Source organism: Brevundimonas sp. (genome assembly GCF_046299595.1).
GTDB lineage: Bacteria > Pseudomonadota > Alphaproteobacteria > Caulobacterales > Caulobacteraceae > Brevundimonas.
In genome coordinates this window covers 99,482-125,896 of sequence record NZ_JBKBHQ010000001.1, presented here as the reverse complement: position 1 = coordinate 125,896, position 26,415 = coordinate 99,482, and the positions used below count along the sequence as shown (strand labels likewise).

Annotated in this window: 24 protein-coding genes; 5 read left to right on the top strand and 19 right to left on the bottom strand. The window is 66.6% G+C overall.

Going from position 1 to position 26,415, the window contains the following annotated elements; all coding sequences use genetic code 11:
* Position 1: 1 nt before the first annotated feature.
* The 13 genes from gspM to ACK4E3_RS00585 all read right to left on the bottom strand — a co-directional run bounded on the left by gspM (position 2) and on the right by ACK4E3_RS00585 (position 13,976).
* On the bottom strand, positions 2-484 hold the full coding sequence (gene gspM, locus ACK4E3_RS00645) for a type II secretion system protein GspM (protein ID WP_409694852.1): 483 nt from the start codon (positions 482-484) through the stop codon (positions 2-4).
* Positions 481-1,569 carry a type II secretion system protein GspL gene (gene gspL / locus ACK4E3_RS00640; RefSeq protein WP_409694849.1) on the bottom strand — a complete coding sequence of 363 codons (1,089 nt, stop codon included), beginning with the start codon at positions 1,567-1,569 and terminating at the stop codon, positions 481-483. Before gspL ends, gspM begins: the two co-directional genes overlap by 4 nt.
* Entirely contained in the window at positions 1,566-2,546 is a 981-nt protein-coding gene (gene gspK, locus ACK4E3_RS00635; protein WP_409694846.1) for a type II secretion system minor pseudopilin GspK, read from the bottom strand. Before gspK ends, gspL begins: the two co-directional genes overlap by 4 nt.
* A complete protein-coding gene (gspJ, locus tag ACK4E3_RS00630) occupies positions 2,543-3,115 on the bottom strand; it encodes a type II secretion system minor pseudopilin GspJ (protein WP_409694843.1) in 573 nt (190 codons plus the stop codon). The genes gspK and gspJ overlap by 4 nt, the downstream gene beginning before the upstream one ends.
* Positions 3,112-3,483, bottom strand: a complete 372-nt coding sequence (gspI, locus tag ACK4E3_RS00625) for a type II secretion system minor pseudopilin GspI (protein WP_409694840.1) — start codon at positions 3,481-3,483, stop codon at positions 3,112-3,114. Before gspI ends, gspJ begins: the two co-directional genes overlap by 4 nt.
* Positions 3,473-3,931 carry a GspH/FimT family pseudopilin gene (locus tag ACK4E3_RS00620; protein ID WP_409694837.1) on the bottom strand — a complete coding sequence of 153 codons (459 nt, stop codon included), beginning with the start codon at positions 3,929-3,931 and terminating at the stop codon, positions 3,473-3,475. The genes gspI and ACK4E3_RS00620 overlap by 11 nt, the downstream gene beginning before the upstream one ends.
* Positions 3,906-4,379: a type II secretion system major pseudopilin GspG gene (gene gspG, locus ACK4E3_RS00615; protein ID WP_409694834.1), complete on the bottom strand. Its 474-nt coding sequence runs from the start codon at positions 4,377-4,379 to the stop codon at positions 3,906-3,908. Before gspG ends, ACK4E3_RS00620 begins: the two co-directional genes overlap by 26 nt.
* A gap of 7 nt (positions 4,380-4,386) precedes the next feature.
* Positions 4,387-5,583: a type II secretion system inner membrane protein GspF gene (gene gspF / locus ACK4E3_RS00610; RefSeq protein WP_409694831.1), complete on the bottom strand. Its 1,197-nt coding sequence runs from the start codon at positions 5,581-5,583 to the stop codon at positions 4,387-4,389.
* Positions 5,570-7,096, bottom strand: coding sequence for a type II secretion system ATPase GspE (gene gspE, locus ACK4E3_RS00605; protein ID WP_409694828.1), 1,527 nt, complete (start codon positions 7,094-7,096; stop codon positions 5,570-5,572). The genes gspF and gspE overlap by 14 nt, the downstream gene beginning before the upstream one ends.
* Positions 7,093-9,126: a type II secretion system secretin GspD gene (gspD, locus tag ACK4E3_RS00600; protein ID WP_409694825.1), complete on the bottom strand. Its 2,034-nt coding sequence runs from the start codon at positions 9,124-9,126 to the stop codon at positions 7,093-7,095. The genes gspE and gspD overlap by 4 nt, the downstream gene beginning before the upstream one ends.
* Positions 9,123-9,698, bottom strand: a complete 576-nt coding sequence (locus ACK4E3_RS00595; protein WP_409694822.1) for a type II secretion system protein N — start codon at positions 9,696-9,698, stop codon at positions 9,123-9,125. The genes gspD and ACK4E3_RS00595 overlap by 4 nt, the downstream gene beginning before the upstream one ends.
* A 123-nt stretch (positions 9,699-9,821) precedes the next feature.
* Complete coding sequence (locus tag ACK4E3_RS00590) at positions 9,822-12,443, bottom strand: TonB-dependent receptor domain-containing protein (RefSeq protein ID WP_409694819.1); 2,622 nt, start codon at positions 12,441-12,443, stop codon at positions 9,822-9,824.
* A gap of 69 nt (positions 12,444-12,512) precedes the next feature.
* Positions 12,513-13,976: a hypothetical protein gene (locus ACK4E3_RS00585; RefSeq protein ID WP_409694816.1), complete on the bottom strand. Its 1,464-nt coding sequence runs from the start codon at positions 13,974-13,976 to the stop codon at positions 12,513-12,515.
* Positions 13,977-14,303: 327 nt separating this feature from the next.
* Here ACK4E3_RS00585 and ACK4E3_RS00580 point away from each other — a divergent pair, with 327 nt between their 5' ends.
* Positions 14,304-15,086: a prepilin peptidase gene (locus ACK4E3_RS00580; RefSeq protein WP_409694814.1), complete on the top strand. Its 783-nt coding sequence runs from the start codon at positions 14,304-14,306 to the stop codon at positions 15,084-15,086.
* Here ACK4E3_RS00580 and ACK4E3_RS00575 read toward each other — a convergent pair.
* Genes ACK4E3_RS00575 through kdsA form a run of 4 tightly spaced genes read right to left on the bottom strand, consistent with a single transcriptional unit; the run spans position 15,076 to position 19,550 of the window.
* Positions 15,076-16,179, bottom strand: a complete 1,104-nt coding sequence (locus ACK4E3_RS00575) for a DUF3089 domain-containing protein (protein WP_409694811.1) — start codon at positions 16,177-16,179, stop codon at positions 15,076-15,078. The genes ACK4E3_RS00580 and ACK4E3_RS00575 overlap by 11 nt on opposite strands.
* A 1-nt stretch (position 16,180) precedes the next feature.
* Positions 16,181-17,182, bottom strand: coding sequence for an ADP-glyceromanno-heptose 6-epimerase (gene rfaD / locus ACK4E3_RS00570; RefSeq protein ID WP_409694808.1), 1,002 nt, complete (start codon positions 17,180-17,182; stop codon positions 16,181-16,183).
* Positions 17,179-18,633 (bottom strand): D-glycero-beta-D-manno-heptose 1-phosphate adenylyltransferase, encoded by a 1,455-nt coding sequence (gene rfaE2, locus ACK4E3_RS00565; protein ID WP_409694805.1) that lies wholly within the window; start codon positions 18,631-18,633, stop codon positions 17,179-17,181. Before rfaE2 ends, rfaD begins: the two co-directional genes overlap by 4 nt.
* A 41-nt stretch (positions 18,634-18,674) precedes the next feature.
* Positions 18,675-19,550, bottom strand: coding sequence for a 3-deoxy-8-phosphooctulonate synthase (kdsA, locus tag ACK4E3_RS00560; RefSeq protein WP_409694802.1), 876 nt, complete (start codon positions 19,548-19,550; stop codon positions 18,675-18,677).
* Between the two features lie 172 nt (positions 19,551-19,722).
* Here kdsA and ACK4E3_RS00555 point away from each other — a divergent pair, with 172 nt between their 5' ends.
* Both ACK4E3_RS00555 and ACK4E3_RS00550 read left to right on the top strand, forming a co-directional pair.
* On the top strand, positions 19,723-21,168 hold the full coding sequence (locus tag ACK4E3_RS00555) for a cryptochrome/photolyase family protein (RefSeq protein ID WP_409694799.1): 1,446 nt from the start codon (positions 19,723-19,725) through the stop codon (positions 21,166-21,168).
* Between the two features lie 36 nt (positions 21,169-21,204).
* Positions 21,205-22,428, top strand: a complete 1,224-nt coding sequence (locus ACK4E3_RS00550) for a class I SAM-dependent methyltransferase (protein ID WP_409694796.1) — start codon at positions 21,205-21,207, stop codon at positions 22,426-22,428.
* A 4-nt stretch (positions 22,429-22,432) separates the two neighbouring features.
* Here ACK4E3_RS00550 and ACK4E3_RS00545 read toward each other — a convergent pair whose 3' ends face one another.
* Together ACK4E3_RS00545 and phaC are read right to left on the bottom strand one after the other, a co-directional pair.
* Positions 22,433-22,822: a hypothetical protein gene (locus ACK4E3_RS00545; protein ID WP_409694793.1), complete on the bottom strand. Its 390-nt coding sequence runs from the start codon at positions 22,820-22,822 to the stop codon at positions 22,433-22,435.
* The gene (gene phaC / locus ACK4E3_RS00540; protein WP_409694790.1) at positions 22,819-24,795 is read right to left on the bottom strand and encodes a class I poly(R)-hydroxyalkanoic acid synthase; all 1,977 of its coding nucleotides are present in this window, start codon (positions 24,793-24,795) and stop codon (positions 22,819-22,821) included. Before phaC ends, ACK4E3_RS00545 begins: the two co-directional genes overlap by 4 nt.
* A 106-nt stretch (positions 24,796-24,901) precedes the next feature.
* On the opposite strand from phaC, the gene ACK4E3_RS00535 reads away from it, so the two are divergent.
* Complete coding sequence (locus ACK4E3_RS00535) at positions 24,902-25,372, top strand: hypothetical protein (RefSeq protein WP_409694787.1); 471 nt, start codon at positions 24,902-24,904, stop codon at positions 25,370-25,372.
* A gap of 54 nt (positions 25,373-25,426) precedes the next feature.
* Positions 25,427-26,374 (top strand): class II fructose-bisphosphatase, encoded by a 948-nt coding sequence (gene glpX / locus ACK4E3_RS00530; protein ID WP_409694784.1) that lies wholly within the window; start codon positions 25,427-25,429, stop codon positions 26,372-26,374.
* Positions 26,375-26,415: the final 41 nt, after the last annotated feature.

Below are 26,415 nucleotides of genomic sequence, written 5' to 3'. Positions count from 1 at the left end.
GTCATTGTGCCACGCGGCTCAAGGTGACCTGAGCATCGAGACCCGCATCCCCCCGCACGACACTGGCGTTGGCCGTGCCGATTCCGGCACCGTTCTCCAGCGCGGCCAGCCAGCCGAACAGGGCCCCCGTGCCCGCACCCGTGATGTGCACTGTCACGCTGCCGTCCTCGGCCACGTCGTGGCGTTCGACGCTCAAGCCTGTGCTGGCGGCCAGATCGAGCGCGGTCTGCTCCAGCGGACGGGACAGATCCATGCCCTGACGGCGCGCACGCTCCGCCTCGATGACCGCTGCATCGCTGACGGCCCGGACGTGCTGACTACGCGCCGCCGCGGCTCGATCCTGCGCCGTCGCGCGCGCATGGCGCAGCGGCGAAGCCAGAGTGTACCAGAATGCGACCGCAAGCACGACAGCTGCACCGAGCCCGAGCATCCACCGCTCGCGTGCTGTCAGAGCAAGCCAGCGGGTCTTCAGAGCCTCGATCATGGGCGCTGCCTCACCACATAGTCACTGACGCGAATGCCGCGCTCGTCCAGCGCACTGACTTCCTCGAGAACGAGGCCGTGAGCACCGGCCTGGTCCATCAGGGCGGTCGATAGCGCATAGTCCGAATAGGCGACCGTGGCGCGCATCACCCCGCCTTCCTCGATCATCAGGCTCTCCAGAGCCGTGCCGGGCACGCTTTCCATCAGTGCGAACAGGCTGGCGCTCATGTCCACAAAGCGCGAGGTGGCCCCGAGGCTGCTGCGCCAGCCGGAAAGTCGCTCGTGGGCTGGAGCCGAGGACTGGAAGGAAGCAGGCACGGACTGGCGCGCGAGGCGGGCTGTGGCGGCCTCAAGCCGCTCTGCCTGGGCGTTGTCACTGATCAGCCCCGCCACCGGAACGGCGAGCGCCATGACCAGAGCCGCCGCAGCGAGCATGGCCGTGCGCCCCACCTCGCGCGCGCCGAGCGCGGGCCTCGGGCGGGGCGGCGTCAGATCGAGCAGCGGTCCGCCCAGACCGTCCGCCAGAAGCCTCAGCGTCTCATGCTCGTGATCGAGGCGCACAAGCGCGCGCCCTTCGGTCAGGACTGTGGCCAGCTCGGGCTCGACCGCCGCACTCATGTCGTGACTGCGCAGCAGCACCCGCTGGCCTATCGGCGCCGCCAGAACCTGCCCGTCATCGGGTGGCGACAGCAGCATGTGATCTGCCACGACGACACCTGGTTCGAAGCCCAGGCCCTGCACCCACGATGACCAGCGCGACAGGGCCGTCAGGGACACGACCGCCACGGTGCGCACGCCCGTCTCGTCCGGCGGCGAGACCGCGACGTGACAAGGCTCGCCTGCGCGGGCCAGCTCGGGCGCGATGCGGTGTCGGGCCAGGGCGGTGGCCTGGCTTTGGGTACGGGCCTCAAGAGCCATGCGATGCACGACAACATCCGGTCCCGGCACGATCAGCGCCGCGCCCTGCAACAGGGCCGTATCCGATCCCCCGGAAGGCATCTCGCTCAGGCGTCCATCGATCAGTTGATAGGCCTGCACGACACCCTCGGGCTCGTCGGGCAGAACAAGGAAGCTGGTGAAACTCATTCGGGAAGACTCCAGCGTCTGGCGACAAGTCGGATCGCATCAGGGCCGCTGGCCTCGATCAGCGCAGAGGACACGATCTGCGCGCCTTGAAAGGTCACATGGCTCTCCAGGGCGAAATAGCGCGTGGTCAGGCCGAGCTGTGCCAGAAGAGCGCCTTCGGGCGGGCGGCCATCGAAGGCGCGCGAGGCCAGAAAGTCGTCGAGACTGCGCCAGCCGCCGGGCGGACGCTGGGCCAGCACCTGCTCGAAGGTGCCCACGCCGATCTGCCCTTCACTGAGCGCCGCGAGCACCACAGCGCTTTCGGGCGCAAGGGTATTGATGTTGACGGGCGTTGGGCCGCTCTGCGGCAGGGCGCAGACATGGGGACGGATCAGGGCATAGACCTGCGGATCATAACCCCGGATGGCGCGCAGCTCGCTCGGCTCGCTGAGCAGGGTGCCCGCCGTGCGATAGCCCAGTGACGCATAGGCTTCATCCTCGGCACCGGCGGGCGAGCGGAAGGCGTCGGTATCAATGAAGTCTGCCAGTGCATCGGCCAGTTGAGCAGCACGCGCCTCGCCGATTCCCAGCAGGCCGAGCAGAACGCGGTACTGCCGGATGCCCGCCTCGCGCGACCTGATCAGGTCACCGGCACCCTCGACGACGCTGTTGAGATTGAAACAGGCCCCCGCATCACGAAGGCTGGCCGTGAGCGTGCCGTCATCATCAGTCGGAAAGCTGAAGTCCTGCTGGTGCCAGTTGCCGGCGAGAGATGTCCGCGCACTGTCCGCATCCAGAAGCCTTGCGATGCGCACCATGGCCAGTTGCTCGAGGCCGTGCGCGTACCAGCGCGCCTGGGACGCAAAGCGGGTGTTCTCGGCGCGCCTGATGCCAAAGCGGATATCGTCGACAAAACCGATCGACAGCGCCGAAATGATCGTCACCAGCAGCAGCACGTTCAGAAGCGCCATGCCCCTTCGCCGATTGGGTTTGCTCATGGCGCGCCGGCTCCCACGAGGAAAATCTGCTCCACAGGGCCGATGCCGGGCCACGAGGCGCGCAGACGCACGGCCTGGGGCAGGCGACCCGCGATCGGCCACTGCTCGATCCACTCCGTGCCTGCCAGAAACCGCACATCGACCTCGCCCAGGCCCTCGACCAGCACGCGCGCAGGCAGGTCGGGCGCGCCGTCCAGGTGCGCGCGCACCCGCCGCTCCAGCCGCCCGTCGATCAGGTGATACTCGACATGCTGAACCGAGGCGCGGCTTTCGGCGTCCGGGTTCTCCGACCCGTGGCGCGTGACGGCCAGCAGCAGGCTGCCCTCACCGCCCCGCATCACCTGCTGGCGCAGGCGGCCATCGGCCTCGCGCACCGCTCGAAGCCCGGCCTGGGCCATGTCCGCACGCATGATGGCGCGGGCACGCTCGAACTGGCCGAGGGTATCGGTGCGCTCGCCCAGCGCCGTGCGTGTCTGCACCGCATAGCCCATGACGGCCACGCCTGCGCTGGCCAGCAGGGCAAAGATGCTCAGGGCAACCAGCATTTCGACCAGGCTGAAGCCCCTCACGGGCGCCTCCTGAACGCGGTGACCTCGGCCAGGGTCTCGCGCCGCTCCGCCAGGCCGACTCGAACGTGCACCCGCACCATCTCGGGCTCAGGCGTAGGCGAGACGATGCGAATGAAGCCCCACTGGCGCTCGGCCATCTCGACCTCGCCGCGATCTTCGCCCACGGCCAGAGGAACAGCGCCGGAGATGACCTCAAGCAGGCGGTTCTCTGCCACCACCGCGGCCATGGCGCGCTCTTCAAGGCTGGCAGCCGTGCGCGTGCTCTCTCCTGTCAGGTTGAGCAGGGCCACGACAGCGATGCTGAACACCGCCAGCGCGACCAGCAGCTCGATCAGGCTGAATCCGGCGGGTGCAGGCCTAGGGGGCATGGACTTCAGCCCTTCCGTCATCACCGAGGCGCACGGTGAGAGAGTCCGCACCCGCGCGCAGCACGATGTCGGCGGGTGTTGCATCTCCGCCCGCAGAGAACCTCAGGCTCAGCGGCCGATCTGCCGCGAACTGCACCTCCGGCGACCAGCGCGCCTGCGCCAAGGGCCCGCGCTCGATGTCGCGCCGCTGCGCACCCGCAAGCGTGCGGAAGCGATAGCCCTCGTCATCCAGTCGTGCCTCGATGGTGTGGCCGGACAGCACAGCCTCCTCGCTTGCATGGCCAAGCACGCTGGCAAGGCGCTCGGCATCGCGGCGCGGCGCGCCATTGCCCGCAGGAAAGGTCAGGATAGCGGCCGTGGCCAGCACACCCATGATGGCAATCACCACCATGAGCTCGATAAGGCTGAAGCCCGCGCGCGCCCTATTGCCAGTTGCCGATGTCGGCATCGTTGCCCTCACCGCCCTCGCGCCCGTCTGCTCCGAAGGAAAAGATGTCGAACGGCCCGCTGCGACCGGGCTGGCGATACTGATAGGGATTGCCCCACGGATCTTCGGGCAGGCGGCGCACATAGCCGCCCTGGCGATAGCGGTCCGGCCGCGCGAGCCCCTGCGGCGGGCTGACCAGAGCCGCGAGCCCCTGCTCGTTGGTGGGAAAGCTCAGATTGTCGAGCCGGTAGGTCTCGACCGCCTGCTCAAGGGTGGCAATGTCCGCGCGCGCCTTCTCGATCATGGCGCGGTCCTGGCTGGGCAGCACATTGATGACCACGATGGTCGCAAGCAGGCCGAGAATGACGATGACCACCATCAGCTCGATGAGACTGAAACCGGCACTGCGGCGGCGACCCCTGCGGCGGGAAGCGATCTGAGAGGTATTGGGCTGGCGAATGCGGGCCATGGCGTTCCTAACGGGCAGTGAGGGTGTTGATCTGTAGGATGGGCAGCAGGATCGACAGCACGATCACGGCCACGACCGCCCCCATGACGATGATGATGGCGGGCTCCATCAGGCTGAGCGCCACGGCCGTGAAGGTGTTGAACTCGCGCTCGAGAAAGTCTGCCGCGCGCTCCAGCATGACACCAAGCCGCCCGGCGTTCTCTCCGCTGGTCGCCATGGACACGAGTATGGGGGGAAAGACACCGACCCTGCGCATGGCAGCGGACAGGGCACCGCCCTCGCGGATAGCCGCAGCCATGTCGAGTGTGGCCCGTCGCAGCACCCGGTTGCGAATGGTCGGCGCCACGATCCCAAGGCCCTCATAGACGGGAAGCCCGCTGTCCAGCATGGTGGACAGCATCCGGGCGAAGCGCGCGGCGTGAAGATCGCGGATCAGTCGGCCGATCAGCGGCAGGCTCAGCACCCAGCGGTCGAAGCCAAGGCGAAAACGCTCGACCTGCAAGGCGCGCCACAGCGCGACTCCAGCGCCAAGCAGCAGCAGAAGCATCAGCCAGCCGACGGACTGCATCAGGCTCGATGCTCCAATCACGATCTGGGTCAGCAGCGGCAGGGTCTGGTTCATGGAGCTGAACTGCTCGACCACACGCGGGACCACAAAGGTCATCAGGGCAGCCACGACGACCAGAGCCACCAGCGCCAGCGCTGCAGGATAGACCAGCGCCGTGATGATCCGCCCGCGCACCGCCTGCTCGCGCTCCTGCACGTCGGCGAGGCGCGTCAGGATTTCGGGCAGGGAGCCGGAGCTTTCGCCCGCAGCGATCATGGCGCGATAAAGGGGTGGCCATGCCCGGGGCAGGCGCGCCATGGCCGCAGAAAGACGCAGGCCTTCGAGCACGCCCGCGTGCGTCTCGGCCAGAACCCTGCGTGCAGCGGGCGCCTCGGTCTGGGCGATCAGGGTGCGCAGGGCCTCCTCCAGCGGGCAGACCGTAATCAGGGTGGCGAGCTGTCGCGTGATCATGGCCAGAGCGCGGCTCGACAGTCGCGCTTTCGCATTCGCCCTGCCTGCCGCTTCCTCGCGGATCTCGAGCGCCATAAGCGAGCGGGCGCGCAGCCGCGCCTCGGCGTTTTCCCGGCTGGCCGCCTTCAGCCTGCCTCGCCTGACCTGGCCGCTCGCATCGAGGGCGTCATAGTCAAACCGATGCATGATCATCGCCCCCGCCATGGGCCGTGACACGCAGGACTTCCTCGATCGTCGTCTGACCGGCCGCGATCAGCGCGCGGGCGGATACCGCAAGCCCCCCTGCCTCTGACAGATGGGGCTGGTACTGGTCCTCGGGGGCACCGGAGGCAATGAGTCGGCGTACCTCGTCTGTAACCCGGATGGCCTCATAGATGCCGATACGCCCGCTGTAGCCCGTGTTCCGGCACGCGTCGCAACCCACGGCGCGTCTGATCCGGGTGCCGGTGCGAAGGCCGCTGAGCCCTGCCTGCGCCGCATCGACCGTCACTTCCTCGGCACAGGCCGTGCAAACGCGGCGCACCAGCCGCTGGGCCATGATGAGTCGCAGGGTGGAAGCCAGCAGGAAGGGCTCGATGCCCATGTCCCTGAGGCGCGTCACAGCCCCGGCCGCATCGTTGGTGTGCACGGTCGAGAGCACGAGGTGTCCCGTCAGGCTGGCCTGGACGGCGATGCTGGCCGTTTCGGAGTCGCGTATCTCCCCGACCATCACAACGTCGGGGTCCTGACGCAGGATGGCGCGCAGGCCCGTGGCGAAAGTCATGCCCACGCGGGTGTTCACCTGGGTCTGACCCACCCCCTCGACCGCGTATTCCACCGGATCTTCGATGGTCAGGATATTGCGGCTGGCATCATTGAGCGTGGCAAGTCCGGCATAGAGCGTGGTGGTCTTGCCCGATCCGGTAGGGCCTGTGACCAGAATGATGCCGTTCGGCTCCGACAGCGCGCGCTGGTAGGCCGCCAGCATCTCGGGGCGCATACCCAGCGCCTGCAAGCTCAGGTCGGCCTGCTCCTTGTCGAGAATACGCAGCACCACGCGCTCGCCCGCGCGGGAAGGCAGGGTGGACACGCGCACGTCCAGCGTCTTTCCTCCAAGCGCCAGCGGAATGCGCCCGTCCTGCGGGATGCGCTTCTCGGCAATGTCGAGGCGGGCCATGACCTTGATGCGCGACACCAGCACCGGAGCGAGGCGGCTGTGCAGGCTCAGGGTCTCGCGCAGGACGCCGTCGATTCGAAGGCGGATGCTGAGCGTGCTCTCGAACGGCTCGATGTGGATGTCCGAGGCGCCGCTGCGCACCGCCTCGGCGATCAGGCCGTTGATCAGGCGGATGACAGGCGCATCGTCCTGGGTGTCCAGAAGGTCTGCGGCGGTGGGCATGTCCCCCAGAAAGCCCTCCAGACCGTCCACAGGCAGATCGTCATGGGCCGCAGTCACCATGACGTCACCCGCATAGGTCTCGGACAGCAGCCGGTCAAAGGCCGCAGCGGACAACCGCTGAACGTGGCAGGGCACGCCAATGGCACGGCGCGCCTCGATCAGACCGCGCGGGTCGGCACCCTCGCGCAACATCAGGCACGGTCCGCCTTCGTGCTCGGCGACAAGCACGCCCTTGCCGCGCGCAAAGCTGTAGGCGAGCTTCGGCACCGGCGCGTGGAGGGGCGCATCATCAAACTCGATGACAAGCGGCTGGGCGCTCATGGCTGCTCCGCGCCCGCGGGCGCGGCACTGCGGCCCTGCTCTTCGAGGTAGAGGCGCACATAGTCCTCGAGGCTGCTCACGCCGTCCGGGTTCGACATCCGCTGCTCGCTGGTGATGTGGTCGTAGCGCCGCGCTGTGGCCGCGCGTGCCTCCTCGTGCGTGCGGATGATGGTCGGGCGGATGAAGATCATCAGATTGGTGCGCTGCTGCTGGCGCGAGGTGCTGCGGAACAGGTTGCCCACAACGGGCACGTCGCCCAGCACGGGCACGCGCGAGTTGGACACGCGCTCGTCCTGCTGCAGCAGGCCGCCCAGAACGATGATGTCGCCGTCATCGGCCAGGGCGATGGTCTGGGCTTCGCGCTTGTTCAGGATCAGCTCCTCGAAGCCGGAGCTGACGGTGCCTGCGATGCTGGAGACCTCGACGCGGAGATAAAGCGTGATCTCGCCACCGGCATTGACCTGGGGGCGCACCTCCAGCTGCACGCCGACATTCTGTCGCTGGATCGTGCGGAACGGGTTGGAGTTGTTGACACCCAGCACCTCGCCCACCGTGATGGGCACCTCCTGACCGACCAGTATGCGCGCCTCCTCGTTGTCGAGGGTCAGGATCGAGGGCGTGGACAGGATGTTCGAGGCACCGTCGTTCTGCACCGCATTGAGGATCAGGCCGAACAGCGCACCGTTGTCGAGCTGGCGACCAATGCCGCCGATCAGGCCCGCAGAGTTGATAAGCGATCCCACCGCCGTTGCGCGAAGGTTCTGGAGCAAGGCGGAATCGTCGGGAAAATTGCCATCGGCCGCGATGGCCCCGGCGATGGCCAGAAGGTTCGGACCTGTGCCCGTATAGTTCGTCGCCACCAGAGGCACGCTGTTGCCATTGCCCCCGGCCAGCAGGAACTGCACCCCGAGCTGGCGCGCGGCATCATCCGACACCTCGACCACGATGGCCTCGACCAGAACCTGCTGGCGGCGGGTATCGAGCTGGCGGATCACTTCGGCCAGGGCGCGCTGGGTCTCGGCATTGCCGCTGATGACGAGGGCATTGGCACCCGGATAGCGCGCTATGGCCACGGGCGCGCCGCCCAGGCTGGCTCCGGCAGGCGCGGCGCTGCCCGTCTCTCCGCCAGCAGCCGCCTGCGCTGCGCTCGCCTGACCGGCACCGGTCGGCCTTGCGGGCTGAGGCACCTGACCCACGAGCTGTTGCAGGACGGGAAGAAGCTGCTCGGCATTGGCGTGCTGAAGATGGACCACGCGCACACCGCCACTGGCCCCGGCGCGGCTGTCGAGGTCGGTGATCAGGGCCACGGCTCTGGCCAGGGCCTCGGGGTCGCCACGAAGAACGATGGCATTGCTGCTGTCCACCGGCACCACCGACAGGAAGCTGCTTCGCTCCGACAGCCCCAGAATCTGGCTGACGACACCGGCAATCTCGCGCGCGGAGGTGTTGCTGAGCGGCACGATCTCGATATTGGAACGGTCCTGATCCAGCCGGGCCAGAATGCCGCGGATACGCGCCAGATTGTCGGCGTAGTCGGCGACGACCACCACATTGCTCTCGCCCCCAGCCAGCACCTGACCTTCGGCAGAAACAAGCGGGCGCAGGATTTCAGCCACTGCCGCCGCGTCCATGCTGCGCAGGCGGAACACCTCGGTCACGAAGCGGTCGCTGCCGGCGCTGCCCGGCTGGCGCGCTGCGCCCTCCGCCGGGGAGATGCGATAGGCCCCCGAGCCGCTCGGCGTAACCACATAGCCGTTGGCCCTCAGGGCGGAGACGAAGACGTTGAACACCTCGTTGCGGCTCAGCGGCTGGCTGGAGACCACCGAGATGGTGCCCTGGACGCGCGGATCGAAGATGAAGGTCCGCCCTGTCACGCGCGCCACATCCTGTGCAACGACGCGGATGTCGGCATCCTGAAAGTTGAGACTGTGTGCAGCCGGGGAGGACTGGGCCAGCGGCGCGTGAAGGGGCGCGGCGAGCATGAGCACAAGCGCCACAGCGGCACACAGATTGCGAATGATGATGTTCACGAAGCCTCGCCTTCCTCAGCAGCAGGAGCCATTCCCGGGACGGGCGCGGTCGTCCGGGCCGAGGGAAAACTGATGGTGTAGCGCCGCCCGCCTTGCTCGATCACGGCATGGTCGGGGCCGACCCCCACCAGCCGACCGCCGCCGGGCAGGGTGTCGCCCGGCGCATAGATGCCCTGACGCCCACCCTCGACAGCAATGATGGCGCTGCCCCCGCCGCCGGCCTCGTAGCGCAGACCATGCAGCCGATAAGCCCCCGCCGTCGCTGCCCGCCCCTCTATGCCAGAAGGCTGGCCGGCGCTCGCGGCAAGGGCGAACGGGTCGAAGCGGGCCAGCACGCTGCGGTCAGCGCGTGCTGACACATCCAGGGCTGCGGCCGGTGTCGTCAGAGGGTCTGCCGGAGGGCTGATCACGATCCAGATCAGGCGGGCCAGCAGCACGGCAATGAGCACGATCAGCAGCAGCTGCACGACCGCATTGAGGGCGCGACGATCAAGTCTCGCCCACAGGTAGGCTGAGGAATCCGTAGAGGGGGAAGCACGCACCTTGAGCCCCGACGCTCGACGCGAAATCACGAAGCCTCGCTTCTATCCGCGCTAGCCCAATCGTGCGTGACAACTCTGCTACGATAATATGACAAAGCCCCGCCCGGCGGACCGGGCGAGGCTCTGCACAGAGTTCATCGAACGCGATGTCTTCTAGAAGCGCGTGCTGAGGCTGAAGGAGATGCTCCGGCCGAGGTCGTAACGGTTGATGTCGATACGGCTGTCGTTCAGGAGCTGATACTCCTGATACTCGGTGTTCAGGATGTTGCGAAGCTCGAAGCCGAACTGCAAATCGCGGTTCCACACGGTGAAATCCTGACGCAGCACGAAGTCGAGCATGAAGCCCGGCTCCTGGATAAAGTCAGGCTCGCCGGGGCGGCCGCGCGCCGAGACACGCTCGCCGACATAGGTGCCGAGCAAGGTGCCCTGCGATCCGCTCGCCGCATTCTCCCATCCGAACTGGATGTTGAAGATGTGGTCCGACTGACCCTGCAGGCGGCTGCCGTTGATGATGTAATCGAGAGCGGGGCGCGGAGCTCCGCCACCCACCAGCGGGAACACCACGTCGTCAGCAGAGGCGCGAACCTCGGAGTTGGTGTAGGTGTAGTTGGCCTGAAGCAGCCAGCGGCGAGTGCCGATGAAGCCCCAGTCCGGGTTGAGGTCGAAATAGACCTTGCCTTCCAGCTCGACACCCCAGATGCGCGCGTTGGGCGCATTCAGATAGGTCTGCTGGACCGTCGCACCCGCATCGTTCACCGCCGCTTCCACCGGACGGTCGATGTCCTTGTAGAAGACGCCGCCGATCACATACTGCTGCGGCGCAAAGTAGTACTCCACGCGCGCATCCAGATTGGTCAGCTCGGTATCGACCAGGAAGGGGTTGCCGATGAAGAGGCGGTCGCTGTCGGGGTCCAGATACTGCTGAGGCGCCAGCTCGCGGAACTGCGGGCGGCCGATGGTGCGCGAGGCACCGAGGCGCAGCTGCATGTTCTCGGCGAAGTTCCACGTCAGCGTAGCCGACGGCAGCCAGTAGCTGTTCTCCAGAGGTGCCGCACCCGGCAGAGCCGCACCGGTGAAGATGTCGATCGGCGTCACCGTCTGGGTGGCATCCTCGTAGCGCACACCGAGCGAGGCACGCACGGTCGGCATGATGTCGATGTCGGCCTTGGCAAAGCCGGCACGCACCTCAAGCTCGCCCGAATAGGCCGCGGCGCCGTCCGCACCGGTCGTTTCCTGAAGCACCAGGGCGTCGGGGCGGATGTTGAAGTCGGCCAGCAGGAAGTCGACGCGCGTGCGCTGAACTTCCAGCGGCAGCGGCACGTTGAGGGCCACGAAGCGGAACTCGCGGCTTTCGGAATCGCGCGTGTTGCGCAGCGCGTCCGCACCCACCGTGAAGGTCGCCTCGCGCCCGCCGATGAAGCCGGTGGTATAGGCAATCTCGGCACCACCGCTGAAGGTGTCGTCGTCCAGTGTGCTGAAGCGCGTCGAGTTACGCTGCTGCGAGCTGTCGTGGTAGTAGATGCCATCGTCGAGGCGATAGCGGATCTGTTTCTCGTAGGGCGCATCGCGCGAGGTGGTCGCATAGGCGATGCGCCAGCCCAGATCGAGCGACGGCATCAGCATGTGCGCGCCGGTCAGCTGGGTGCTGAACAGCTGGCGCTCGTACCAGGCCGTGAAGTCGTCGCGCACGATACGGCCGGCCAGGTCGTCGTTGCCCTCGCGCACGCGCGTTTCCTTGGTGGTGTTACGCACATAGAGGTTGGTCCAGCGCACTTCGTTGCCGGCACCCCACTCGAGACCAAACCCGCCCAGGGCATTGAGCCGCACGTCGTTCTGGGTCGACGAGAAGCCGAAATCGGTCAGCGGCACCAGTTCGTCGATGTCGATACGGCCTTCCTGCTGCACACCGTTACGCGTGGTCCAGCTGTTGGAGAAGCCGAACACGCCGATCACGCCAAGCTGGCCGCGGCCCAGATCGAAGGAGCGCCCGCCCGACAGACCGAGGCTGAGATTCGCAGGCACGGTGTCGGTGCGCTGGATCAGGTTCAGGGGCGCATTGCGGAAGCTCTGGCCGATGAACTGCAGGTCGTCATCCGAGAAGTTGGCCTGGTTGACGCGAAGGCCCGTGGCGATGGCCTGGCGCAGCGGCAGGGGCATCTTGCGGGTGCCGTCATCGAATCCGAAGAAGTCGGTATCCGAGCCATAGTGCGTGAAGCCGCTCTGGAAGGTGGTCGCGGTGTTGCCGCCGGTGCCGATCGAGAAGTTCAGGAACGGATTGATCGGCGTCGTCACGGTGCGCAGATCGATCACGCCGCCTCCGAACTCGCCGGGAAACTCCGAGGAATAGGTCTTCTGCACCAGAACGGTCTGCAGGATGCTGGACGGGAACAGGTCCAGCGGCACGACGCGCTGCAGCGGCTCGGGGCTGGGCAGCGGCGAGCCGTTCAGCAGGGCCGAAGAATAGCGCTCGCCAAGGCCGCGCACATAGACGAAGCGACCCTCGGCGATGCTGAGGCCCGTCAGGCGGGTCACGGCGGCGGCGGCGTTGTCGTCGCCCTGACGCGCAAGATCCTCGCTGGTCAGGATGGCCGAAACCTGCGGCGTTTCACGCAGCGGCTCGGGAATGTAGCGGCCCAGGATGACGATCTCGTCGACCGCAGTGACCTCAGGGTCCTGGCCCGGCGCGGGCTGGGTTTGGGCGAAAGCCGCCACCGGCGCGACCAGCGCGGTTGTGGCCAGCAAAAGTCCGCTCAGCGAGCGGGAGAGCGTCTTCATGGGTGAAGCCTTTGAATGCGTGCACGATAAACGGGAACGGGCGGCGGTTTCCCGCCGCCCGCAGGGTCATCAGCAGGTCGAGCCGGCCTCCAGACCGCAGGTCCAGCCGCGCCACCAGTTGTCGTTGCTGTCGCGCACGGCACCGATGTAACCCACGTTCTGGAAGAAGGGGTTGAAGGTGCTGGCGTTCACCGGCGTGCGGGCCGATTCGTTGGCACCGTTGATGAACACGCTCTGAAGCGTGGACGTGCCGTTCGAAACGTTGCTGGCGTCGGTGAACAGCGCCTGGGTGCGGGTGATACCGATGCTCGATGCGTTCGCGGAGAACGGGTTCGGGCAGGAGAAGAACACGCCGCGGAAGGTCGGCGCCGCCGCTTCGGTGTTGTTGCCATCGACGCGCAGGCAGGCCGTGGTCGCCGTAGACGGGGCCGTGACCACCGAGTTGATCAGGGTCAGGTCCGTGCCCGAGTTGATGATGATGGCATCGCCACCACCGGCACGACCCACCAGGGTGGCATTGGCCACCATCGGGTGCGAACAGAAGGCCTGGTTGCCCGCGCAGCTCATTTCGAACATGCGGTCGCCACCGGCGGCGCGCTGGGTCACGATCATGAACTGGGCCGCACCGCGGAAGCCGGTGTCGGTGTCGTAAGAGTCGTCGTCGTTGCCGGTCAGGACGATCCAGCGCAGGTTGACCGTGCCGCCGAACATCTCGATGCCGTCGTCCGAGCTGTTGTGGACCTGGATGTATTCCAGGGTCGTGCCGTTGCCGACACCGGCGAAGGTGATGCCGTTCAGCTCGTTGTTCGGCAGGATTTCAAAGCCGGGGTGCTGGACGCGCACATAGCGCATGCGGCCCGAGTTATCGCCGGGCGTGTTGCCGCCGTAGAAGGCGTTGGTGCCCTCGACCTGGGTTTCACAGGCGATGTTCGGCGGGGTCACGCCGCCGGGGCAGACGTTGGTCGGCGCACGGCCCAGAACCACGATGCCGCCCCACTGACCGATCGAGTTGGCGTTGGTCGTGCCCTCGATGCTCTGGCGGCTGGTGAAGATGATCGGGTTATTGGCCGTGCCCTCGGCGTAGATCTGCGAGCCGCGGTTCACCACCAGATAGTCCAGACCGCCCGAACCGAAGAGGCGCACGCCCGGCTCGATGGTCAGGATGCCCTGCTGGCTGCCAGCGGTCGGCGCGGCAGGGTTCGGTCCCATGTCGGTGCCGACGTTGACGCGGCCAGAGAGCGAATAAACGGTGCCCGTGCGGAAGGGCACCACCAGATTGCCGATGATCGTCGCAGGCAGCTGGCAGTTACGCAGGTTGTTGATCACACCCACGTTGGCAAAACCCGTCGGGCAGTCAGCAGCCGGGCCGGAGCCACCGCCGCCACCACCGCCGCCGCCACCGCCGCCACCGCCGGGACCGCCGATGAAGCGGCCCTCACCGGGCGAGGCCACATCGTCAGCACCGCAGGCCGACAGGAACATCACGGCCGCACTGGCCATCAGGATTTTCTTGAAACGCGAGGAGCCGATCATCTTCATCTCCGCCAATGGGACACGGCGAAGAGGTCCGGGCGGAGCGCCCGGCGCGATTACATCCCCGCCTTGGGGCGATGGTCTAGGCGAGCGAAACGACAGTTTTGTTTCAGCCAGGTAGCCGAAATTTAGTATCAGATTTTCGTATTAGAGTTTTCACGGCACTGTCATGCTCTTTATACTGACTTATATGCCAGCGGCTTGAAACAATCCGTTTGCGGATTATTTCAACTCGCGTTAAGTCGCAGGCAACCCTTGGGCTGTACCCGCCCCCTCCGGCGCAGACCCTTTGCACAGATTGCCCCTGGCCTGGAACGGCCCTTCGAGATGCACGCTTTCGAGACCGCCCTGAACCAGCTTTCTGATACCCCGCTGCTGGCCCTCGTTCTGGCTGGAGCAGGCCTGATCGCGGGCAGTTTCATCGCGCTGCTATCCAGCCGAATGCCCCACGACGAGCCCGTGGTCATGACCCGTTCGCGCTGTCGCTCATGCCAGGCGAGTCTGGGGCCGGGCGATCTGATTCCCCTGCTGAGCTACGCCTTCTTGCGAGGGCGCTGCCGCCACTGCCGGACGCCGATACCCCCACGCTATCCCCTGATCGAGATCGCCGCGGCGCTCATCGGCGCCCTGTCTGCATGGCTGGCGCCCGAGGGCACCATCATGCTCACGGCACTTTTCGGCTGGTGGCTTCTGCTGATCGCCGTTATCGACCTGGAACACTTCTGGCTGCCCGATCAGCTCACCTTGCCCCTGGCGCTGGCGGGGCTTGTGGCGGCCATGACCTTCGCACCCGAGGCGCTCGAAGCGCGTGTGTGGGGCCTGGTGGCCGGTGCAGGCGTGCTGGCGCTGCTGGCGTGGCTCTACGAGAAGATCCGCAGGCGAGAGGGCCTTGGAGGCGGCGATCCGCGCCTGCTGGGCGCCATAGGCGCATGGCTAGGCTGGCAGGCTTTGCCCCTGGTGCTGCTGGTCGCGTCCCTGGCGGGCCTGTCGCTATGGCTCTCGCGCCTCATCGTCAGGCGCGAGGGCAGCTTGCAAGACGCCCTTCCCTTCGGAACATTCCTAGCCCTCGCGGCCTGGCTCGTTTGGCTATGGCAGCCGCTCAGCGGGTGAAAGCGTTCAGCCTGCGCTCTGCATCCGCCTCGATGTCCGCATAGAACAGATTATAGGGCTTGGCCTTGCGCCGGTCCGCCCACGAACCATCCTGCTCGAAGGCCTCGGAGCGCGGCTCGGTATAGCGCAGTATTCCATCGCGGCACTGGGCGGCGATCTGTCTGGTGATGAAGGCCGGCCTGGCCCCGCGCTCCATGCCGGTGGCATTGGCTCCGCCCAGATGCTGACGCGGCTGCGAAGCCTCGCCCGACACCTGCCCCAGCACAGGATTGACGCAAAGAGCCGGGCGATCGCCTAGGGAATCGAGCTGTCCGCGATCATTCCATACCAGCGCCCTCGCCCGCCTGCGTCGCGCCTCGTCGTCCGAGCCCTCACGCACCGGCGACCATGCCAGAACGCAGCCCGCTTGCGCCGGAGCCGTGCAGGCAGGAACAGCGGCATCGGGGCCATACTCATCGGCGGGCACCACCACATCGATCAGATAGGCCGCCACCAGACGGCTTCGCAATGACAGGTCCGGCCCGATGCGCTCGCGGATCAGGCGCGCCAGAAGCTCTCCGCCCTGCTCCACTCCCACCACGATGACGGGCATGTCGCCCGGCACCGCGCGCACGAAGGCCTCGAAGCTGGCTGCCGCGTCCCGATAGGCGAAGGCGCGGGCCTCTCTGGCATCCTCGCGCAGGGTCATGCGGGTGTAGAGGCTGGCCTGGCGATAGTGAGGCACCATGATGAGCGCCTGACCAAAGAATGGCCCGGCATAGTTCGGCACCATGACACGCATGAGCTGTCGGCGTGCCCGCGCATCGTCATGGGCCGCGTTCCAGTCACTGCCGCCGTCGTGGGTCGTGGGATGCAGGAAGAAGACGGCGGCGCGCTGGCCTGCGGGCGGGTCCATCACGGCCCAGGCAGCAGGCTCACCATAGTCGGGCGCAGGCGGAGGCGTATAGGTCTGGAAGGGTATCTGCGGGTCCAGCGAGGAACGCACGATGTCGCCGCGCCAGATCACCACCCCGACGGCCAGCAGCAGCAGCACGCCCACGACCACCGCGCCCATGATCCGCATCGACAGTCGTCTGTGCGCCGGTGCCGTCATCTCAGCGATAGGGGTCGTCGTGCATCAGGAACTGGGTGACATAGCGATGCACCCCGTCTTCCAGGCGGGTTGGTTCGCGCGCGAAACCGGCATCGCGCGCGCGGCTCATGTCGGCACAGGTGTAGTACTGATAACGCTCGCGAATCGCCTCGGGCATGTCGATGAAGGTGATGTCCGGCTCGCGCCCGGCCGCCTTCAGCGTCGCGGCGGCCAGATCGGCAAAGCTGCGCGCCTCGCCCGATCCGGCGTTGAAGATTCCGCTGACCTCGCGCGTGGCCAGCAGCCACATGACCTGATCGACCACGTCATCCACATAGACGAAGTCACGAAGCTGGCCTCCGTCGGCATAGTCGGGATGGTGCGAGCGGAACAGGCGCACCGGCTCGCCGTCCCTGACACTGGGCCAGATCTGGGCCACCACCGACTTCATGCCGCCCTTGTGATACTCGTTGGGGCCATAGACGTTGAAAAACTTGAGCCCCGCCCACTGCGCCGGCGCTGACCCGCGCGCGCTGTGGCGCACCGCATAGCGATCGAACAGGGCCTTGGAATAGCCATAGGCATTCAGCGGCCGCAGCCTGCCCAGCGCCTCTGCGCTGTTGTCGTCGACAAAGCCCTGCTCGCCGGCACCGTAGGTAGCCGCCGACGAGGCATAGATCAGGCGCGCACCCGCCGCCTCGCACCAGTGCCACAGGTCACGCGACAGGCGGAAGTTCTGTTCGATGATGCGCTCGGCGTCCGGCTCGGTGGTCGAGGAAATGGCACCCATGTGCACCACGGCCTCGACATTGCCCGCGCACGCATCGAGGTCATCGAACAGGGTCTCGGGCGACCAGATGTCGGCCACGTCGTGCCCGGCAATGTTGCGCCACTTGCCGCTGTCGGCCGTGCGCAGGTGATCGCAGACCACCACGTCATGGGTGCCCAGCGCGCACAGGCGCGCCACGACGTTGGAGCCGATGAAACCGGCGCCGCCTGTGACAACGATCATGGGTCTTGTCATGGCTTCACACCCCCGGTCTGCATCTTTTCGATGGTGCGGCTGGTGGAGAAGCCGGGCTCGAAGCTGGCCAGCCGCACCTGTCCGCCCCAGCTTTCCACCTCGTCGGCCCCGACCACGCCCTCACGCGTGTAGTCAGCGCCCTTGACCAGAACATCCGGGCGGATGGCCTTGATCAGTGACAAAGGCGTGGGCTCATCGAACACGGTCACGCGGTCCACGCTCGACAGACCGGCAATCACGCTCGCGCGTGCATGAATATCGTTCACCGGGCGGCTGTCGCCCTTGAGCGCGCGCACGGAGGCATCGCTGTTGAGCGCGACGATCAGCCGGTCGCACCAGCCACGCGCCTGCCGAAGGTAAGCCACATGGCCGCGATGCAGAATGTCGAAACAGCCGTTGGTGAAGCCGATCTTCAGCCCCTGACGGCGCCAGGTCGCCACCTCGTCGAGCAGGACATCCAGATCGGTCAGACCATCGGCACCGGCGCTGACCTGCCGCTCGCGCTCGGCGTCGATCAGCTCTTCAGGCGTCACACTGGCCGTGCCCTGCTTGCCCACCACCACGCCCGAGGCCACGATGGCAAAGTGGGTCGCCTCCTCCAGGTCCGCGCCGCTTCCCAGCGCCAGACCCAGCGCCGCAAGGGAGGTATCGCCCGCGCCAGACACGTCGAACACCTCGCGCGCCCTGCCAGGCACATGGATCACGCCCCCGCCGCGCCGCGCAATGCTCATGCCGCGCCCGGCGCGTGTGACCACGATGGCCTGCGCCTCGCAGGCCTCCAGCAGGGCAGCCAGCGCCGCCTCGATCTCGCCATCGCTATCGACGGGCAGCCCTGTTGCCAGCGCCAGCTCGCTGGCATTGGGCTTGATCACGTCCACGGGGCCGTATCTTGCGAAGTCACGGCCCTTGGGATCGACGATGACGGGGATGGCCAGCCGCGCGCCTGTCTCCAGCACTGCGCCGATCAGGTCCGCACTGACCGCACCCTTGGCATAGTCGGAAACCAGAATGGCCTGAGCCCCTTCAAGAACCGAGGGATCGAGGCGATCGGCGCTGGCGGGCGCATCTTCGCGGTCGAGCCGCATCATCTGCTGGCCCGCGGCCACGAAGCGCGTCTTGACGATGGTGGAGAGGTGCGCGCTGCGCGTCAGTTTCGCCTTGATGCGCGCATCACCCGTCAGCAGGCTGGACAGCTCGCGCCCGGCCTCGTCATCACCGATCAGTCCGCCGAGAACGACATGCCCGCCCAGTGCCGCCACATTGCGTGCCACATTGCCGGTCGCGCCCGGCATGGCGATCTCGGACAGGTGGCGCAACACCGGGATGGGCGCCTCGGGCGAGATGCGGCTGACCTCGCCATAGACATAGCGGTCCAGCATCAGATCGCCGACGCACGCCACACGCACGCCCTCGATCTGCCGGATGCGGTTTCTGAGAGCGTTGATTTCCATGTTTCGGAGCTATCGCGGCACCAGCCCGAGGTAAAGCCCCGTCAGCGGCCCGGCCGCCGTGCGAAGGTGCGCTTGGACAGGTCGTCAAAGGCAATCAGCTCGGCCGCAAGGCGCTCGAACTCGGACAAGGGCACCATGTTCGGCCCGTCGGATGGCGCGCGGTCGGGATCGGGGTGGGTTTCCATGAACACCGCGTCCACCCCCACCGATACGGCGGCACGTGCGAGCACGGGGACATACTCCCGCTGTCCGCCCGACGACGTGCCCTGCCCGCCCGGCTGCTGCACCGAATGGGTGGCATCGAACACCACCGGACAGCCGATCTCGGACAGAACCGGCAGGGCGCGCATATCGGACACCAGCGTGTTGTAGCCGAACGAGGTGCCGCGCTCGCACGCCATGACATTGGCGTTGCCAGCACCCGTGACCTTGGCGATCACGTTCTTCATGTCCCACGGCGCGAGGAACTGGCCCTTCTTGATGTTGATGGCCTTGCCCGTGGCTGCCGCCGCCAGCAGCAGGTCGGTCTGGCGGCACAGGAAGGCAGGAATCTGGAGCACATCGACGGCTTCAGCGACATTGCGGCACTGCTCTTCGGAGTGCACGTCCGTCAGCACCGGCATACCCGTGACCTCACGGATTTCGGCGAAGATCGGCAAGCTGGCCTCAAGGCCGATGCCGCGCGCCGCGCTGGCCGAGGTGCGGTTGGCCTTGTCGAAGCTGGTCTTGTAGATGATGCCCACGTCCAGCCGCTCGCCGATCTCGCGCAGGGCATGAGCGGTCTCCAGCGCATGCTCCCGGCTCTCCATCTGGCAGGGCCCGGCGATGAAGGCGATGCGCCCGCCCCCGCCGATACGCACGTCGCGGCCCTTGCCGGTGCCGAGGATGATTTCGCTGTTGGGCTGCTGCACTGACATGATCCGCTAAAGGTCTAAAATACGCCGAGGGTCCACAGGTACGACCGGTCGCATCACTGGCGCGCACCGATCCGAACCACATATTGGTCTGCAGCCCGCAGCTTGCAAAGCAGACGCGCGCAAATCATGCACATGAGGCCTCAAAGTGGCGAAAGATCAGGCTCCCGTCATTATGTGGTTTCGCCGCGACCTGCGCATCGCCGACAATCCGGCGCTGAGCGCTGCGCACGAGAGCGGACGCCCGATCGTTGCGCTCTATGTCCATGACGAGACCCTTGAGGGGCGAGCCCAGGGCGGGGCCTCGCTCTGGTGGCTGGACAAGTCCCTGCGCGCGCTTGAGGCCCGGCTCAAGGATCGGGGGCTTCGCCTGATCGTTCGCGCCGGCCAGTGCGAGGCGGAACTTCGCAAGGTGGTTGAAGAAGCGGGAGCCAACGCCCTGTATGCAAACCGGCTTTTTGAGCCAGAGGCCGCCGCGCGTGACCGGGACATCGTACACGGTCTCGAGCAGGACGGCGTCACATGCAAGGCCTGGAATGGCAGCCTGCTGTGCCCGCCTGGCAGTGTTCTCAATGGATCGGGTGAGCCCTACAAGGTCTATTCGCCCTTCGCCAAGGCGCTGCTGCGCGAGCTTGAGCTGCCGCCCGAGCGCCTTGGGCCAAGACTGATGAGCTGCGCTGCAGCGGGCCTGGAAAGCGAGAGCATCGAATCTCTCGGACTTCATCCCAAAGACCCCGACTGGTCGAGCGGCTTTGCCGACTGGCTGCCGGGCGAGGAAGGGGCAAAGGACCAGCTGTCACGGTTCCTGAAGTCAGGCATGAAAAACTATCCTGAAAGGCGCGATATTCCATCGGATAGTTCGGGCACCAGCCGCCTGTCCGCTCATCTGCATTTCGGCGAGATCGCGCCCTGGACACTGGTTCGCCGCGCGCGCGAAGCCGCGGGCTCCAATGGTGCCACCTCGAAGGATGCGGAAAAATTCATCTCGGAGGTGCTGTGGCGCGAGTTCTCCTGGCACCTGCTGCACCACTTCCCGCACCTGCCCGAGCGCAACTTCCGGCCCGAGTTCGACGCCATGCCCTGGCGCGATGCCAGGGCGGCGCTGACCGCCTGGAAGCGCGGGCGCACCGGCTATCCCATCGTCGATGCAGGCATGCGCGAGCTCTGGGCCACAGGCTATATGCACAACCGTGTGCGCATGATCGTGGCGTCGTTCCTCATCAAGCATCTGATGATCGACTGGCGCGAGGGCGAAGCGTGGTTCTGGGACACGCTGGTGGACGCCGATCTCGGCAACAATGCACAGAACTGGCAGTGGGTCGCGGGATCCGGGGCCGATGCGGCTCCGTATTTCCGGGTGTTCAATCCCGTCACACAGGGCGAGAAGTTCGATGCCGAAGGGCGTTATGTCCGACAATGGGTGCCCGAGCTGGCGCGCCTCTCCGATCGCTGGATTCACAAGCCGTGGGAGGCGACGCACGAAGTGCTGGCTGATGCGGGCGTGCGCCTCGGCGACACCTATCCGAAGCCGATCGTCGATCATTCCGAGGCCCGCCAGCGCGCCCTCGACGCCTTTTCCGCCCTGCCCAGATCGGGCGGGACTGGCCTTGAGCGGGCCTGACTGGCTAAACTCGCACTCACACCACAGGAACGCGGCATGAGCGACATCTCACACAGTGATCACGCGGGCCTGCCTGATGCCCGGGTCGGACCGGGGGCCAGGATGGTCCTCGACATGCTGTCCGCGCGCTGGGAAATCGGCACCTTGCTGATCCGCCTGCCCAACGGCTCGACGCGGGTGCTGAAGGGCAGCACGCCCGGCCCTTCGGGCGAGCTTCACATCCGCGATTTCCGCTTTGCCCGCCGCGTTCTGGCCGGTGGCGACATCGGCTTTGCGGAAGGGTACATGGCGGGCGAGTGGGACACGCCTGACCTGTCGAACCTGCTTGAGGTGCTGGCCGACAACCATGCGGGCATCCAGCGCCTGTTCTCTGGCGGCGGCGTGGTCAGGTTCGCCAATCGCCTGCTGCACGGGCTGAGGCGAAATTCGCGCTCGGGCTCGCGCAAGAACATCCACGCCCACTACGATCTGGGCAACAGCTTCTATTCCCAGTGGCTGGACGAGACCATGACCTATTCCTCAGCCATCTTCGAGAAAAGGTCCGAGCCCCTGCCTGCAGCCCAGACACGCAAATATGCCGAGCTGGCCCGCGCCATGGACCTGTCCTCCGGCCAGAGCGTGCTGGAGATCGGCTGTGGCTGGGGCGGCTTTGCCGAGTTCGCTGCCCGCGAGGTCGGCGCGCGAGTCACCGGCATCACCATCTCGCGCGAGCAATACGAGTTCGCCAGCGCGCGCCTGCAACGCGAAGGGCTGAACGAGCGCGCCGAGGTGCGCCTGATCGACTATCGCGACGTCGAGGGCCGCTTCGACCGCGTGGCCTCCATCGAGATGTTCGAGGCGGTCGGAGAGAGCTACTGGCCGACCTATTTCGGCAAGATCCGGGAGGTTCTGGGCGAGGGCGGGCGCGCGGCCCTTCAGATCATCACCATCCGCGACGACCTGTTCGAGAGCTATCGCCAGCGCGTGGACTTCATCCAGCGATATATCTTCCCCGGCGGCATGCTACCCAGCGAGAAGGCGCTGGCGCCGGTCGTGGCGGCTGCCGGGCTGGACTGGACGCACACCCGCCGCTTTGGCGAGAGCTATGCACGCACGCTCAGCCTCTGGGACCAGTCCTTCGAGCGGGCCTGGGACCGCATCCGCCCGCTGGGCTTCGACGAGCGGTTCCGCAAGCTGTGGCGCTTCTATCTCAGCTATTGCGAGGCCGGATTCCGCACCGGCCGCACCAATGTGATCCAGATGGGCCTGAGCGCGAACTAGGCGCTCAGCCTGCCTCCTGCTGGCGCTTCACGCTGACCATGGCCGAGCGCAAGGTGGTGCCGAACCACACACCGGCTACGATCAGAACAAGGCCATAGTCGATGCCGGTCCAGACGATTGGCGCGAGCGCGGCCAGCAGGATCACACCGGGATAGATCGCCGACCACGCCAGGCTGCTGGGTGCCTCGGGCGAGACCAGCGGCTGGGCCTCGCGCTTCATCAGCCTTTCAAGCATCGGCGACATCAGGCTGTAGGCCAGCACGGTGATGAGCCCCATCAGCCCATAGCGCCACCACGGCTCGGACGGCGCAAAGACCGTCGCGGTCATGATCAGTAGAATGAAGGACGACAGGGTCGTCACGGCCAGAAGGACGTTGGCATCAAGACGTTTCAAGACTTCACTTTCACATAGGAACCCGGTGCGGGCTCGATGGGCCGGAGCGGGCCTTTGCGCGGGTCGCGGGCCGGAACCTGCCCGCCGGAGTGACCGGCCAGCCAGGCAGACCAGTGCGGCCACCACGAGCCGGGGTGCTCCTTTGCACCCTGCTGCCACTCGGCGAGGGTATCGGGCAGGGCCTCGTTGATCCAGTGCTGGTACTTGGCCGCGTCGGGATGGTTCACCACGCCCGCGATGTGGCCCGACCCGGCCAGGGTATAGGTAACGTCGCCGCCAAACAGCCGGGCCGAGCGATAGACCGAGTTCATCGGCGCGATGTGATCCTCGCGGCTCGCCTGGAAATAGAGCGGGGTCTTCACCTTCGACAGATCCACCTGCACACCGCCGATCTCGAACTCCCCCCGCGCGAGGGCATTCTCTCCGTAGAGGCGGCGCAGGTAGGCCATGTGCAATGCCTTGGGCATGCGCGTCTGATCGGAGTTCCAGAACAGCAGGTCGAACGCTGGAGGCGTCTTGCCCATCAGATAGTTCGAGACGAAGAACGACCAGATCAGATCGTTGGCCCTGAGCGCATTGAAGGTATCCGCCATGGCCTGACCGGGCAGCACGCCCCCGGCCTCGTCCATCTTCTGCTCGATTTCGCGCAGCCAGTGTTCGTCGGTGAACAGAAGCAGGTCACCCGCCTGCTCGAAGTCGTGCTGGGCGGCAAAGAAGGTGGCGGCCCGGATTCGCTTGTCACCCCGCTCGGCCATGTGCGCCAGCGCCGCGCCCAGCAAGGTGCCCCCTATGCAGTATCCGACCGCGCTCAAGGCATCGGTGCCGCACTGTTCCATCACCTTCTCGCTGGCCCGGTAGATGCCCTTTTCCAGATAGTCGTCGAAGCCGAAATGCGCCTTGTCCCGGTCGGGGTTGATCCATGAGCACACGAATACGCTGAAGCCCTGTGCCGAAAGCCAGCGGATCATGGAGTTTTCGGGGCGCAGGTCGAGGATGTAGAACTTGTTGATCCACGGCGGGAAGATCAGCAGCGGTATCTCGTGCTGGGTCTCGGTGGCGGGCGCGTAGTGGATCAGCTCGAACAGCTCGTCACGCCACACCACCTGACCGTCGGCGGTGGCGACATTGCGCCCGACCTCGAACTGGCCATAGTCCGCCTGGCTGATGGCCAGCTTGCCGCCCCCGCGTTCCAGATCGGCGGCAAAGTTCTGCATCCCGCGCACCAGACTCTCGCCGTTGGTCTCGGCCATGGCCTTGAGAGCAACCGGGTTAGACGCCAGGAAATTCGACGGCGAGAAGGCGTCCGTGAGCAGTTTCGTGAAGAACTCGGCCTTGCGCCGCGTGCGCGGATCGACGTCCTCGGCGCTGGCGATCAGGCCGTTCATCCAGTCCGCCGTCACCAGATACGAGCGACGCATCACGTCAAAGACCGGGCTCTCGCCCCAGGACGGGTCGCGAAAGCGCTTGTCGGCCACGGCTGCGCTCTCGACCGCCTCGCCCATGGCGCGCCGCGTGGCATCGCTCCACAGGTCCATGTAGCGGGAAAACAGGTCAGCCTGGGCGCGGAACAGCGTTTCCGGCCGCGCGCTCAGGCTGGTGAATACGCTGGTCATGGCCGGCGCCATGTTCATCGGATCGGCAGAGACCTGGGGCGGGCGCTCGGCGCTGGCCATGGCCGCCTCGGCGATGGCGGCCTGGGCCGTAAGGGCGGCGCGGGCGATGTTCATGGACAGCGTCTCGAGGGCCTCGCGCTGGGCGGCGAAATCGAAACCCGCCGCATCCACGGGGGCCGCAGAGGCAGAAGGCGGCGGCGTCTGGCGCGCTTCGGCAGCGGGGAATTCATCAGTGCGGCGCGCGGCGGGCTTTCTGCCGCCTTTCGCGGCGGCCTTGCCCGAGGCCCCGGCCCCGGCCCGCCCAGCCTTCGGGCGTGGGCTGCGAGGCGAGGGCCCGGCGGTGTCCTTTGATCGGCTCATGTCGCGCTTTCTCCCCGGCGATGTGGCGCTGCCAGCGATCCTGCGACCGCTTCTGGCGAGCCTGCCCTTCCTAGAGGCGCGATCATGGCATATGAGCAGGGCCGATATGAACGCTTGTCGGGCAAAAAAACGCTTCAGCCTGCCGTCCGGCCCGTCGGGGCTGGCGGGCGCGCTTGGGCTGAGCCTGTGCGTGAGCGCCTGTGCCTCGCCCCTGCCCTTCAACCAGCCCGTCGATCCGGCATCGCCCGCTGCCGCGCGCATCGAGGCGCTGGTGGCGGAGAATCGGACCTATCCGCGCTGGGCCGATTTCCCCGCCGCGCCGACCGGCCTGCCCGCCCCCTACGAGATCGCCACGGAAGTGGTCAGGCTCGAAGCCACCCAAGACGCACTCGCCGAAGCCGTCTCGCGCATTCAGTGGACGCTGAACGATCCCGAGGGCTTTGCTGAAAGCACGCGCTCGCGTATCGACCCCAGCCGCACCCGACCGATCTCGGGCATGAGCCGCGCCGAATACGAGGCGTGGGCCAGAGCCCTGCGCCAGCGGGCCACCCCGCCGCCGCCGCTCACCCGTCGCTAGACACACGCGTGGCGGGCGCCGGTCCGGTGCGCCGCACACATCAGGAGAGACTTCATGGCCACCCTTCCCGACACCCTCATCAGCTATGCGGTCGAAGCGTGCGAGGACGCCGCCATTGCCGCCTCGCGCATGGTCGGTAGGGGTGACGAGAAAGCCGCCGATCAGGCCGCCGTGGACGCCATGCGCAAGGCCTTCAACCGTCAGGACATGGACGGGCTGATCGTGATCGGCGAGGGCGAGCGCGACGAGGCGCCCATGCTCTACATCGGCGAGAAGGTGGGCACCGGCAAAGGCCCGCGCGTGGACATCGCGCTCGATCCCCTGGAAGGCACGACCATCACGGCCAAGGCCATGGCCAATGCCCTGGCCGTCGTCGCCATGGCGCCCGAGGGCGGTATGCTGCAAGCGCCCGACACCTACATGGACAAGATCGCCATCGGACCGGGCTATGACGATGGCATCATCGACCTCGATGCCAGCGCCGCCGAGAATGTCGAGGCTCTGGCCAGGGCGAAGGGCGTCAGCCCCCATGAGATTACGGCCTGCGTGCTGGACCGGCCCCGCCACGCCGAGATCATTGCCAGCCTGCGCAAGGTGGGCGCGCGCGTCCTCATGATCGGCGATGGTGATGTGGCAGGCGTGATCCACACCGCCGAGCCAGAGACCGGCATCGACATCTATATCGGCCAGGGCGGCGCGCCCGAGGGCGTGCTGGCGTGCGCGGCCCTCAAGTGCGTGGGCGGACAGTTTCAGGGCCGGCTTGTGTTCCGCAACGATGACGAGCGCGCGCGCGCCGAGCGTCTGGGCATCACCGACTATGCGCGCAAGTACAGCCTGAACGACCTGGTGCGGACCGATGCGGTGTTCGCAGCCACCGGCGTGACCAAAGGCGCCATGCTGGGCGGCGTAAGCGTGCGAGGCGGCATGGTCAGCACCCACACCCTGGTCATGGACTCCTCGACGCGCACGATCCGCCGCATCCACATGACCCGTCCGGCCTGAAGCTAGCTAGAGTGGCAAACGCATTTCTCGGTGTCGAGCAG

What these genes read in the sequence shown, in the direction of transcription:
- rfaD (WP_409694808.1), bottom strand. Translation starts at nt 17,182, where the DNA reads ATGACAAGACCCATGATCGTTGTCACAGGCGGCGCCGGTTTCATCGGC.
- gspG (WP_409694834.1), bottom strand. Translation starts at nt 4,379, where the DNA reads ATGGCCCGCATTCGCCAGCCCAATACCTCTCAGATCGCTTCCCGCCGC.
- ACK4E3_RS00585 (WP_409694816.1), bottom strand. Translation starts at nt 13,976, where the DNA reads ATGATCGGCTCCTCGCGTTTCAAGAAAATCCTGATGGCCAGTGCGGCC.
- gspL (WP_409694849.1), bottom strand. Translation starts at nt 1,569, where the DNA reads ATGAGTTTCACCAGCTTCCTTGTTCTGCCCGACGAGCCCGAGGGTGTC.
- ACK4E3_RS00580 (WP_409694814.1), top strand. Translation starts at nt 14,304, where the DNA reads ATGCACGCTTTCGAGACCGCCCTGAACCAGCTTTCTGATACCCCGCTG.
- gspE (WP_409694828.1), bottom strand. Translation starts at nt 7,096, where the DNA reads ATGAGCGCCCAGCCGCTTGTCATCGAGTTTGATGATGCGCCCCTCCAC.
- glpX (WP_409694784.1), top strand. Translation starts at nt 25,427, where the DNA reads ATGGCCACCCTTCCCGACACCCTCATCAGCTATGCGGTCGAAGCGTGC.
- gspM (WP_409694852.1), bottom strand. Translation starts at nt 484, where the DNA reads ATGATCGAGGCTCTGAAGACCCGCTGGCTTGCTCTGACAGCACGCGAG.
- ACK4E3_RS00535 (WP_409694787.1), top strand. Translation starts at nt 24,902, where the DNA reads ATGAACGCTTGTCGGGCAAAAAAACGCTTCAGCCTGCCGTCCGGCCCG.
- gspK (WP_409694846.1), bottom strand. Translation starts at nt 2,546, where the DNA reads ATGAGCAAACCCAATCGGCGAAGGGGCATGGCGCTTCTGAACGTGCTG.
- rfaE2 (WP_409694805.1), bottom strand. Translation starts at nt 18,633, where the DNA reads ATGGAAATCAACGCTCTCAGAAACCGCATCCGGCAGATCGAGGGCGTG.
- gspI (WP_409694840.1), bottom strand. Translation starts at nt 3,483, where the DNA reads ATGCCCCCTAGGCCTGCACCCGCCGGATTCAGCCTGATCGAGCTGCTG.
- ACK4E3_RS00620 (WP_409694837.1), bottom strand. Translation starts at nt 3,931, where the DNA reads ATGCCGACATCGGCAACTGGCAATAGGGCGCGCGCGGGCTTCAGCCTT.
- ACK4E3_RS00555 (WP_409694799.1), top strand. Translation starts at nt 19,723, where the DNA reads ATGTGGTTTCGCCGCGACCTGCGCATCGCCGACAATCCGGCGCTGAGC.
- ACK4E3_RS00575 (WP_409694811.1), bottom strand. Translation starts at nt 16,179, where the DNA reads ATGACGGCACCGGCGCACAGACGACTGTCGATGCGGATCATGGGCGCG.
- kdsA (WP_409694802.1), bottom strand. Translation starts at nt 19,550, where the DNA reads ATGTCAGTGCAGCAGCCCAACAGCGAAATCATCCTCGGCACCGGCAAG.
- phaC (WP_409694790.1), bottom strand. Translation starts at nt 24,795, where the DNA reads ATGAGCCGATCAAAGGACACCGCCGGGCCCTCGCCTCGCAGCCCACGC.
- ACK4E3_RS00550 (WP_409694796.1), top strand. Translation starts at nt 21,205, where the DNA reads ATGAGCGACATCTCACACAGTGATCACGCGGGCCTGCCTGATGCCCGG.
- gspF (WP_409694831.1), bottom strand. Translation starts at nt 5,583, where the DNA reads ATGCATCGGTTTGACTATGACGCCCTCGATGCGAGCGGCCAGGTCAGG.
- ACK4E3_RS00590 (WP_409694819.1), bottom strand. Translation starts at nt 12,443, where the DNA reads ATGAAGACGCTCTCCCGCTCGCTGAGCGGACTTTTGCTGGCCACAACC.